Source organism: Streptomyces sp. DI166 (assembly GCF_900091315.1).
Taxonomy (GTDB): Bacteria; Actinomycetota; Actinomycetes; order Streptomycetales; family Streptomycetaceae; genus Streptomyces; species Streptomyces fuscus.
The window spans coordinates 1-11,105 of record NZ_FLSP01000159.1; the positions used below are offsets into that span (position 1 = coordinate 1).

Sequence of the window (11,105 nt, forward strand, 5' to 3'; positions counted from 1 at the left end):
CCCCTGGCCGCGCACGCCCGCGCCGGCCACCGGTCCCGGTGAGCCGACCGCCCGTCTGAACCCCAAGTACCTCTTCGACACCTTCGTCATCGGCGCGTCGAACCGTTTCGCCCACGCGGCCGCGGTCGCCGTCGCCGAGGCACCGGCGAAGGCGTACAACCCCCTCTTCATCTATGGGGAGTCCGGGCTCGGCAAGACGCACCTGCTGCACGCGATCGGGCACTACGCGCGGAGCCTCTACCCGGGCACGCGCGTGCGCTACGTGAGCTCGGAGGAGTTCACCAACGAGTTCATCAACTCCATCCGCGACGGCAAGGGCGACAGCTTCCGCAAGCGGTACCGCGAGATGGACATCCTGCTCGTCGACGACATCCAGTTCCTCGCGGACAAGGAGTCGACGCAGGAGGAGTTCTTCCACACCTTCAACACGCTGCACAACGCCAACAAGCAGATCGTGCTGTCCTCCGACCGGCCGCCCCGGCAGCTGGTGACGCTGGAGGACCGGCTGCGCAACCGCTTCGAGTGGGGCCTGACCACCGACGTCCAGCCGCCGGAGCTGGAGACGCGTATCGCGATCCTGCGCAAGAAGGCGGTGCAGGAACAGCTCAACGCCCCGCCGGAGGTACTGGAGTTCATCGCCTCCCGCATCTCGCGCAACATCCGCGAGCTGGAGGGCGCGCTGATCCGGGTGACGGCGTTCGCCTCGCTCAACCGGCAGCCGGTGGACCTGGGCCTGACGGAGATCGTCCTGAAGGACCTGATCCCCGGTGGCGACGACGCGACGCCGGAGATCACCTCCACGGCCATCATGAGCGCCACCGCCGACTACTTCGGCCTCACCGTCGAGGACCTGTGCGGCAGCTCCCGAGGCCGCCAGCTGGTCACGGCCCGGCAGATCGCCATGTATCTGTGCCGTGAGCTGACGGACCTGTCCCTGCCGAAGATCGGCGCGCTCTTCGGCGGCCGCGACCACACCACGGTGATGCACGCGGACCGCAAGATCCGCAATCTGATGGCCGAGCGGCGCTCCATCTACAACCAGGTGACCGAGCTGACCAACCGCATCAAGGCGGGCTGACAGCCGCAGCCAAGGCGTCACAAGGGTGCCTCCGGAGTGTTTCCGGGGGCACCCTTCGCCGTTCCTGGCGTGCCCGGCAACGCGGACACCCCTCGGCCGATGTTCGATTACCTGCGGGGTTACGGCCTTCCTCCACAGATTCGGTGACTTTTTTCCGTCCACATCCTGGGGACTGCCGAGTTGTCCAGATTCTGTCCACAGGCTGTGTTGTTGAAAGACCATCAGCCCAGCTCAACTGGTTGTGGATTCGTGGACAACCGATCTCCACAGACTGTGGATAACTCTCCGTTCCACAGGGTGTGCACAAAGTTATCCACCGACTACCCACAGGCTGAGGGTAGTTGTCCCCAGCGATCCCCAGGTTCTCCACATCGCTGTCCACTGTTCGGCAACCCGACGCGTCCGATCGCCGGGTCGAGTGAAAGGCGTCACATGAAGTTGCCGGGTTGCCCTGTGGGAAAACTGGGTAAACCTGGGGACGCAGCTGGGGACAACTCGGCCCAACCTGTGTATGAGGTGTGCAGAACTTTCTGTTCTCCACAGGAAGCCCGAGTTGTCCACTGCCTCCACCCACAGGACCGGTGGATAAATTTCGCGCTCTGAGCTGGGCAAACGTAGTTATCCACGGTTTCCACAGGCCCTACTACTACCCCCAACTAGAGAGAGCGGGGATTTCGTTTCGAAGGGGGTCCTGTGCACAACTCGCTCTCCGGCGCCCGACTGCCCCTCGTCACGACTTGACCCCGAGGGGCACCTACTGTCAGTGCGGTGCGTCAGACTGTTCCCCGGTGTCCTTCCCCCTCACAGGGAGCGCTGACACCGACGACAGACGACGAAGCCAGGCAGGGCGAGAAGCGCCGGCAACAGCAGGAGGCGGCAACAGTGAAGATCCGGGTGGAACGCGACGTACTCGCGGAGGCCGTGGCCTGGGCGGCGCGCAGCCTCCCGGCCCGTCCGCCGGCGCCTGTCCTCGCCGGCCTCCTCCTCAAGGCCGAGGACGGCCAGCTGAGCCTGTCGGGCTTCGACTACGAGGTCTCCGCGCGGGTGTCGGTGGATGCCGAGGTCGAGGAGGAGGGCACGGTGCTCGTCTCCGGCCGCCTGCTCGCCGACATCTGCCGCGCTCTGCCCAACCGCCCGGTGGAGATTTCCACAGACGGTGTACGGGCGACCGTGGTCTGCGGCTCCTCCCGCTTCACCCTCCACACCCTGCCTGTGGAGGAGTACCCGGCGCTGCCGCAGATGCCGTCGGCGACCGGCACCGTTCCCGGTGAGGTCTTCGCCTCCGCCGCCTCGCAGGTCGCGATCGCCGCGGGCCGCGACGACACGCTGCCGGTGCTGACCGGCGTGCGCATCGAGATCGAGGGCGACCGGGTCACCCTGGCCTCCACCGACCGCTACCGCTTCGCGGTCCGCGAGTTCCTGTGGAAGCCGGAGAACCCGGACGCGTCCGCGGTCGCCCTGGTGCCCGCCAAGACCCTGCTGGACACCGCCAAGGCGCTGACCAGCGGCGACAGCGTGACGCTGGCGCTGTCGGGCTCCGGTGCCGGTGAGGGCCTGATCGGTTTCGAGGGCGCTGGGCGGCGTACCACGACCCGGCTGCTGGAGGGCGACCTCCCGAAGTACCGCACGCTCTTCCCGACCGAGTTCAACTCGGTCGCGGTGATCGAGACGGCGCCCTTCGTGGAGGCCGTGAAGCGTGTGGCGCTGGTGGCCGAGCGGAACACCCCGGTGCGGCTGAGCTTCGAGCAGGGCGTGCTGATCCTGGAGGCCGGGTCGAGCGACGACGCACAGGCTGTGGAAAGGGTCGACGCCCAGCTGGAGGGCGACGACATCTCGATCGCCTTCAACCCGACCTTCCTGCTGGACGGTCTGAGCGCGATCGACTCCCCGGTGGCGCAGCTGTCGTTCACCACGTCCACCAAGCCGGCCCTGCTCAGCGGCAAGCCCGCCGTGGACGCCGAGGCGGACGAGGCCTACAAGTACCTGATCATGCCGGTGCGGCTCAGCGGCTGAGGCATCACCGCAGGTGAGGGCGTGCGTTTGAGCGCGTATGCCCACAGGTGTGCGTGAGCGTCCGGGTTTAGGCTCGGACGTGGGCACGTAAGTGCTTTCACGCCACAGCAACCTAAGGAACCACTGATGGAGCTCGGTCTCGTCGGCCTCGGCAAGATGGGCGGCAACATGCGCGAGCGGATCCGCCGCGCGGGCCACACCGTCGTCGGATACGACCGCAACCCGGACCTCGCGGATGTCCACAGCCTGAAAGAGCTTGTGGACAGCCTCAAGGGCCCCCGCGTGGTCTGGGTGATGGTCCCGGCCGGAGCCGCCACCCAGTCGACCGTCGACGAGCTGGCCGAGCTGCTGGAGCCCGGGGACGTCGTCGTGGACGGCGGTAACTCGCGCTGGACGGACGACGAGAAGCACGCCCGCGAGCTGGCCGAGAAGGGCATCGGTTTCGTCGACTGCGGTGTCTCCGGCGGTGTGTGGGGCCTGGAGAACGGCTACGCGCTGATGTACGGCGGCGACGCCGAGCACGTCGCCAAGGTCCAGCCCGTCTTCGACGCGCTCAAGCCCGAGGGCGACTTCGGCTCGGTCCACGCCGGCAAGGTCGGCGCCGGGCACTTCGCCAAGATGGTCCACAACGGCATCGAGTACGCCATGATGCAGGCCTACGCCGAGGGCTGGGAGCTGCTGGAGAAGGTCGACTCCGTCACGGATGTGCGCGAGGTCTTCCGCTCCTGGCAGGAGGGCACCGTCATCCGCTCCTGGCTGCTGGACCTCGCCGTCAACGCCCTCGACGAGGACGAGCACCTGGACAAGCTGCGCGGCTACGCACAGGACTCCGGCGAGGGCCGCTGGACCGTCGAGGCCGCCATCGACCACGCCGTGCCGCTGCCCGCGATCACGGCCTCGCTGTTCGCGCGGTTCGCCTCGCGGCAGGACGACTCTCCGCAGATGAAGATGATCGCGGCGCTGCGCAACCAGTTCGGCGGCCACGCGGTCGAGACGAAGTAATCCACAGGACCGTTTCGGCGGTCCACAACGCCGGGGGAGGTCGGCGAACGACCATGCACGTCACGCATCTGTCGCTGGCCGACTTCCGCTCGTACGCCCGGGTCGAGGTCCCGCTCGATCCGGGCGTCACCGCCTTCGTCGGCCCGAACGGCCAGGGCAAGACCAATCTGGTCGAGGCCGTCGGCTATCTCGCCACCCTCGGCAGCCACCGCGTCGCCTCCGACGCGCCCCTGGTGCGCATGGGCGCCGAGCGGGCGGTGATCCGCGCCCAGGTCCGCCAGGGCGAACGCCAGCAGCTGGTGGAGCTGGAGCTGAACCCGGGCCGCTCCAACCGCGCCCGCATCAACCGGTCCTCGCAGGTCAGGCCCCGGGACATCCTGGGGATCGTGCGCACGGTGCTGTTCGCACCGGAGGACCTGGCCCTGGTCAAGGGCGACCCCGGTGAGCGGCGCCGCTTCCTGGACGAGCTGATCACCGCGCGCTCCCCGCGCATGGCGGGCGTGCGCTCCGACTACGACCGGGTCCTCAAGCAGCGCAACACCCTGCTGAAGTCCGCCGCGCTCGCCCGACGGCACGGCGGCCGCAGGGGGGCACCTCCCGCGCGAGCGGAGTCGAGCGCGGGGGCGGACCTGTCCACCCTCGACGTCTGGGACCAGCACCTCGCGCGCGCGGGCGCCGAACTGCTCGCCCAGCGCCTGGACCTGATCGCCGCGCTCCAGCCGCTCGCGGACAAGGCCTACGAGCAACTCGCGCCCGGCGGCGGCCCGCTGGCGCTGGAGTACAAGCCGTCGGCCCCCGGTGAGGCCCAGACCCGCGAGGACCTGTACACGCAGCTGATGGCGGCGCTGGCGGACGTCCGCAAGCAGGAGATCGAGCGCGGCGTCACCCTCGCCGGACCGCACCGGGACGATCTGCTGCTCAAACTCGGCCAGTTGCCCGCCAAGGGGTACGCCTCGCACGGCGAGTCCTGGTCGTACGCGCTGGCGCTCCGGCTCGCCTCCTACGACCTGCTGCGCGCCGAGGGCAACGAACCGGTGCTGGTGCTGGACGACGTGTTCGCCGAGCTGGACACCCGGCGCCGGGAGCGGCTGGCCGAACTGGTCGCGCCCGGCGAGCAGGTGCTGGTGACGGCGGCCGTCGACGACGACGTACCGCATGTGCTGACCGGGGCGCGGTACGCGGTGTCGGAGGGGACGGTGGAGCGCGTATGACCGCCGAGGAGCCCAAGAAGCCCGCCGAGCCGTCCGGCGTCGACCTCGCGCGCGTGGCGCTGAGGGCGGCCAAGGAGCAGGCACGCGCGCGTGGTGACGCGCAGCAGCAGAAGAAGCAGGCCCGGCGCGGCGGGGGCCTGCGCTCGGGCGCGCGCGCCGACGGCCGCGACCCCATGGCGCTGGGCGCCGCCATCAACCGGCTGATCACCGAGCGCGGCTGGGAGACCCCGGCCGCGGTGGGCGGGGTGATGGGCCGCTGGCCGCAGCTCGTGGGCCCGGATCTGGCCAATCACTGTGTGCCGCAGACGTACGACGAGGACGAGCGGGTGCTGGTCGTGCGGTGCGACTCGACGGCGTGGGCGACCAATCTGCGGCTGCTCGCGCCTCAGCTCGTCGCCCGGCTGAACGAGGACCTCGGGCACGGCACGGTCAAGGTGATCAAGGTCCTGGGCCCCGGCGGCCCCGAGCGTCGCTACGGCCCCCTGAGGGCCCCGGGGAGCACCGGTCCCGGCGACACCTATGGGTGACGTACATCACGTAAACGGCTGATGAAGCGGTCCGTTCGCGCTGTCGCGCGCGGGCGCGCGGGCGGCTGCGCGGGCTAACTGACTCCCAAGTAGCAAAGGGTTGACGCCCCGAAGCGCTGAGTGCCGCTGTGAGCCTCTTGGAGCCCCGCTCCGCATATGGGGACCCAGCGGAGTCCGGTTCAGGGCGGCACATGCGGACTCAGGTACCGGCAAACCCCCATCAGTGTCAGTGCTACCGGTAGACTAGAAGGCAATCCCGCCCCAAACGTGGGGACCGCCCGGGAAAAGCTGAGCAACGCTGATCAAGGCTTACCAACGCAACATGCCGCAGCCGCTCCGGCAAACCGCCGCCGAGCCCGGCTCGTGCTGTGCCAGAAAGGGCGCTTCGTGGCCGATTCCGGCAACCCCAACGAGAACATCACGTCCGCCGACGCCGTGGCAGGCGTACCCGACGCCAGTGCCACGGCGTACGACGCGAGTGCCATCACCGTCCTCGAAGGTCTGGACGCGGTCCGCAAGCGACCCGGTATGTACATCGGCTCCACCGGTGAGCGCGGACTGCACCACCTCGTCTACGAGGTGGTGGACAACTCCGTCGACGAGGCGCTGGCGGGCCACGCGGACACCATCGAGGTGACGATCCTGGCCGACGGCGGCGTACGCGTCGTCGACAACGGCCGTGGCATCCCGGTCGGCATCGTCCCCTCCGAGGGCAAGCCGGCCGTCGAGGTCGTGCTCACCGTGCTGCACGCGGGCGGCAAGTTCGGCGGCGGCGGTTACGCGGTCTCCGGCGGTCTGCACGGCGTGGGCGTCTCCGTGGTGAACGCGCTGTCCTCGAAGGTCGCCGTCGAGGTCAGGACGGACGGTCACCGGTGGACGCAGGACTACAAGATGGGCGTCCCCACGGCTCCGCTGGCCAAGCACGAGGCCACCGAGGAGACCGGCACCTCGGTCACCTTCTGGGCCGACGGCGACATCTTCGAGACCACCGACTACTCCTTCGAGACGCTCTCGCGGCGCTTCCAGGAGATGGCGTTCCTCAACAAGGGCTTGACCATCAAGCTCACCGACGAGCGCGAGTCGGCGAAGGCCACCTCCGGGGCGGACGAGGCGGGCGCCGACGAGAAGGCCGAGGTCAAGACCGTCACGTACCACTACGAGGGCGGCATCGTCGACTTCGTGAAGTACCTCAACTCCCGCAAGGGGGACGTGGTCCACCCGACGGTGATCGACCTTGAGGCCGAGGACAAGGACAAGGCCCTCTCGCTCGAAGTCGCCATGCAGTGGAACAGCGGCTACAGCGAGGGCGTGTACTCCTTCGCCAACATCATCCACACCCACGAGGGCGGCACCCACGAAGAGGGCTTCCGCGCGGCGCTGACCAACCTGATCAACAAGTACGCGCGCGACAAGAAGCTGCTCCGCGAGAAGGACGACAACCTCACCGGTGACGACATCCGCGAGGGTCTGACCGCGATCATCTCGGTGAAGCTGAGCGAGCCTCAGTTCGAGGGCCAGACCAAGACGAAGCTCGGCAACACCGAGGCGAAGACCTTCGTCCAGAAGGCCGTCTACGAGCACCTCAACGACTGGCTGGACCGCAACCCGAACGAGGCCGCGGACATCGTCCGCAAGGGCATCCAGGCGGCCACCGCGCGCGTGGCGGCCCGCAAGGCCCGCGACCTGACCCGGCGCAAGGGCCTGCTGGAGTCGGCGTCGCTGCCTGGCAAGCTCTCCGACTGCCAGTCCAACGACCCGACCAAGTGCGAGATCTTCATCGTCGAGGGTGATTCCGCCGGTGGCTCGGCCAAGTCCGGCCGCAACCCGCAGTACCAGGCGATCCTCCCGATCCGCGGCAAGATCCTCAACGTCGAGAAGGCGCGGATCGACAAGATCCTGCAGAACCAGGAGATCCAGGCGCTGATCTCGGCCTTCGGCACGGGTGTGCACGAGGACTTCGACATCGAGAAGCTGCGCTATCACAAGATCATCCTGATGGCCGACGCCGACGTCGACGGCCAGCACATCAACACCCTGCTGCTGACCTTCCTGTTCCGCTTCATGCGGCCGCTGGTCGAGGCCGGGCACGTGTTCCTGTCGCGTCCGCCGCTGTACAAGATCAAGTGGGGCCGGGACGACACCGAGTACGCCTACTCCGACCGCGAGCGCGACGCCCTGATCGAGCTGGGCCGCCAGCGCGGCAAGCGCATCCGCGAGGACTCCATCCAGCGCTTCAAGGGTCTCGGCGAGATGAACGCCGAGGAGCTGCGCGTGACCACCATGGACCAGGAGCACCGGGTCCTCGGCCAGGTCACCCTCGACGACGCCGCCCAGGCCGACGACCTGTTCTCGGTCCTGATGGGCGAGGACGTCGAGGCCCGCCGCGCGTTCATCCAGCGCAACGCCAAGGACGTCCGCTTCCTCGACATCTGAGTCGGTCTCAGCTGACCGCACCAGGAAGGATCTTCACCAGCAATGGCCGACGAGAACACTCCTGTCACCCCGCAAGAGGGCGGCGAAGTCGCGATGCGCATCGAGCCCGTCGGGCTTGAGACGGAGATGCAGCGCTCCTACCTCGACTACGCGATGTCCGTCATCGTCTCGCGTGCGCTGCCGGACGTCCGGGACGGACTCAAGCCCGTCCACCGCCGCGTGCTGTACGCCATGTACGACGGCGGCTACCGCCCCGAGCGCGGCTTCTACAAGTGCGCCCGCGTCGTCGGCGACGTCATGGGCAACTACCACCCGCACGGCGACTCCTCGATCTACGACGCGCTGGTCCGCCTCGCGCAGCCGTGGTCGATGCGCATGCCGCTGGTGGACTCCAACGGCAACTTCGGCTCCCCGGGCAACGACCCGGCGGCCGCCATGCGCTACACCGAGTGCAAGATGGCGCCGCTGTCGATGGAGATGGTCCGTGACATCGACGAGGAGACCGTCGACTTCACGGACAACTACGACGGCCGCTCCCAGGAGCCGACCGTCCTGCCCGCCCGCTTCCCGAACCTGCTGATCAACGGCTCGGCCGGTATCGCGGTCGGTATGGCGACCAACATCCCGCCGCACAACCTGCGCGAGGTCGCCGCCGGTGCCCAGTGGTACCTGGAGAACCCCGAGGCCTCGCACGAGGAGCTGCTGGACGCGCTCATCGAGCGCATCAAGGGCCCCGACTTCCCGACCGGCGCGCTGGTCGTGGGCCGCAAGGGCATCGAGGAGGCGTACCGCACGGGCCGCGGCTCGATCACCATGCGGGCGGTCGTCGAGGTCGAGGAGATCCAGAACCGCCAGTGCCTGGTGGTCACCGAGCTGCCCTACCAGGTGAACCCCGACAACCTGGCGCAGAAGATCGCCGACCTGGTGAAGGACGGCAAGATCGGCGGCATCGCGGACGTCCGCGACGAGACCTCCTCGCGCACCGGACAGCGCCTGGTGATCGTCCTGAAGCGGGACGCGGTCGCCAAGGTCGTGCTGAACAACCTGTACAAGCACACCGACCTGCAGACCAACTTCGGCGCCAACATGCTGGCGCTGGTCGACGGCGTGCCGCGCACGCTGTCCCTGGACGCGTTCATCCGCCACTGGGTGACGCACCAGATCGAGGTCATCGTCCGCCGTACGCGCTTCCGGCTGCGCAAGGCCGAGGAGCGCGCGCACATCCTGCGCGGTCTGCTCAAGGCCCTGGACGCCATCGACGAGGTCATCGCCCTGATCCGGGGCAGTGAGACCGTCGACGTCGCGCGCACCGGCCTGATGGACCTCCTGGAGATCGACGAGATCCAGGCCAACGCCATCCTGGAGATGCAGCTGCGCCGGCTGGCCGCCCTGGAGCGGCAGAAGATCGTCCAGGAGCACGACGAGCTCCAGGCCAAGATCAGCGAGTACAACCAGATCCTCGCCTCCCCGGTCCGCCAGCGCGGCATCGTCAGCGAGGAACTCGCCGCGATCGTCGAGAAGTACGGTGACGACCGCAAGACCATGCTGGTGCCCTACGACGGCGACATGTCCATCGAGGACCTCATCGCCGAGGAGGACATCGTCGTCACCGTCACCCGCGGCGGCTACGTCAAGCGGACCAAGACGGACGACTACCGCGCCCAGAAGCGCGGCGGCAAGGGCGTGCGCGGCACGAAGCTGAAGGAAGACGACATCGTCGACCACTTCTTCGTCTCCACCACCCACCACTGGCTGCTGTTCTTCACCAACAAGGGCCGGGTGTACCGCGCGAAGGCCTACGAGCTGCCCGACGCCGGCCGGGACGCGCGCGGCCAGCACGTGGCGAACCTGCTCGCCTTCCAGCCGGACGAGGCGATCGCCGAGATCCTCGCCATCCGGGACTACGAGGCGGCGCCGTACCTGGTGCTCGCCACGAAGGCCGGTCTGGTGAAGAAGACGCCGCTGAAGGATTACGATTCGCCGCGTTCCGGCGGTGTCATCGCGATCAATCTGCGCGAGCGCGAGGACGGTTCGGACGACGAACTGATCGGAGCCGAGCTGGTCTCGCCCGAGGACGATCTGCTGCTGATCAGCAAGAAGGCGCAGTCGATCAGGTTCACCGCCACGGACGAGGCGCTGCGTCCGATGGGCCGTGCCACCTCGGGTGTGAAGGGCATGAGCTTCCGCGAGGGAGACGAGCTGCTCTCGATGAATGTTGTTCGACCCGGTACGTTCGTGTTCACTGCTACCGACGGTGGGTACGCGAAGCGGACCGCCGTGGATGAGTACCGCGTCCAGGGGCGTGGCGGTCTCGGTATCAAGGCCGCCAAGATCGTTGAGGACCGTGGGTCGCTCGTCGGCGCGCTGGTGGTCGAGGAGACCGACGAGATCCTCGCCATCACGCTCGGCGGCGGTGTGATCCGCACGCGAGTCAACGAGGTCAGGGAGACCGGCCGTGACACCATGGGCGTCCAACTGATCAACCTGGGCAAGCGCGATGCCGTGGTCGGCATCGCACGAAACGCCGAGGAGGGGCGCGAGGCGGACGAGGTCGACGGCGACCTCGACGCCACCGACGCCGCGACCGACGGCACGGACGAGGGTGAGGCGCCCTCGGCCGAGTAGCACGAGGAGTGAGTCACGTGAGCGGAGCCACGGGCGCCGGATCGGCCGGTACCTCTACGGGTACGGACACGGACGGCGGCGGCCGTGGCTCCGCCGCGCAGACCACCGGCTCACCCTCGCCCGACACGCATGGATCCCAGGGGGGAACTGTGACGGACACCCGAGGCCCGCAGGCCCAGCAGTACGCGGCCGGCCCGGCCCCGGCGAACCCGCAGC

General features: G+C 68.4%; 7 protein-coding genes and 1 pseudogene. All 8 read left to right on the forward strand.

Going from position 1 to position 11,105, the window contains the following annotated elements; all coding sequences use genetic code 11:
* The coding region (gene dnaA, locus GA0115233_RS38235; protein ID WP_107406498.1) for a chromosomal replication initiator protein DnaA at positions 1-1,078 on the forward strand (1,078 nt) is incomplete at its 5' end.
* A gap of 882 nt (positions 1,079-1,960) precedes the next feature.
* Positions 1,961-3,091 (forward strand): DNA polymerase III subunit beta, encoded by a 1,131-nt coding sequence (dnaN, locus tag GA0115233_RS38245; RefSeq protein WP_093725150.1) that lies wholly within the window; start codon positions 1,961-1,963, stop codon positions 3,089-3,091.
* Between the two features lie 126 nt (positions 3,092-3,217).
* Entirely contained in the window at positions 3,218-4,093 is an 876-nt protein-coding gene (gnd, locus tag GA0115233_RS38250) for a phosphogluconate dehydrogenase (NAD(+)-dependent, decarboxylating) (protein WP_093725152.1), read from the forward strand.
* A 53-nt stretch (positions 4,094-4,146) separates the two neighbouring features.
* Positions 4,147-5,304 (forward strand): DNA replication/repair protein RecF, encoded by a 1,158-nt coding sequence (gene recF, locus GA0115233_RS38255; RefSeq protein WP_093725154.1) that lies wholly within the window; start codon positions 4,147-4,149, stop codon positions 5,302-5,304.
* Positions 5,301-5,831 carry a DUF721 domain-containing protein gene (locus GA0115233_RS38260; protein WP_093725156.1) on the forward strand — a complete coding sequence of 177 codons (531 nt, stop codon included), beginning with the start codon at positions 5,301-5,303 and terminating at the stop codon, positions 5,829-5,831. Before recF ends, GA0115233_RS38260 begins: the two co-directional genes overlap by 4 nt.
* A 363-nt stretch (positions 5,832-6,194) precedes the next feature.
* Positions 6,195-8,264 (forward strand): DNA topoisomerase (ATP-hydrolyzing) subunit B, encoded by a 2,070-nt coding sequence (gene gyrB / locus GA0115233_RS38265; protein ID WP_093725158.1) that lies wholly within the window; start codon positions 6,195-6,197, stop codon positions 8,262-8,264.
* Between the two features lie 42 nt (positions 8,265-8,306).
* The gene (gene gyrA, locus GA0115233_RS38270) at positions 8,307-10,889 is read left to right on the forward strand and encodes a DNA gyrase subunit A (protein WP_093725160.1); all 2,583 of its coding nucleotides are present in this window, start codon (positions 8,307-8,309) and stop codon (positions 10,887-10,889) included.
* A gap of 17 nt (positions 10,890-10,906) precedes the next feature.
* Positions 10,907-11,105: pseudogene (locus tag GA0115233_RS41535) on the forward strand (hypothetical protein); the annotation flags it as partial.

Excerpts from the sequence above, each read along its gene's own strand:
- gnd (WP_093725152.1), top strand. The coding sequence starts at position 3,218 with ATGGAGCTCGGTCTCGTCGGCCTCGGCAAGATGGGCGGCAACATGCGC.
- gyrA (WP_093725160.1), top strand. The coding sequence starts at position 8,307 with ATGGCCGACGAGAACACTCCTGTCACCCCGCAAGAGGGCGGCGAAGTC.
- GA0115233_RS38260 (WP_093725156.1), top strand. The coding sequence starts at position 5,301 with ATGACCGCCGAGGAGCCCAAGAAGCCCGCCGAGCCGTCCGGCGTCGAC.
- recF (WP_093725154.1), top strand. The coding sequence starts at position 4,147 with ATGCACGTCACGCATCTGTCGCTGGCCGACTTCCGCTCGTACGCCCGG.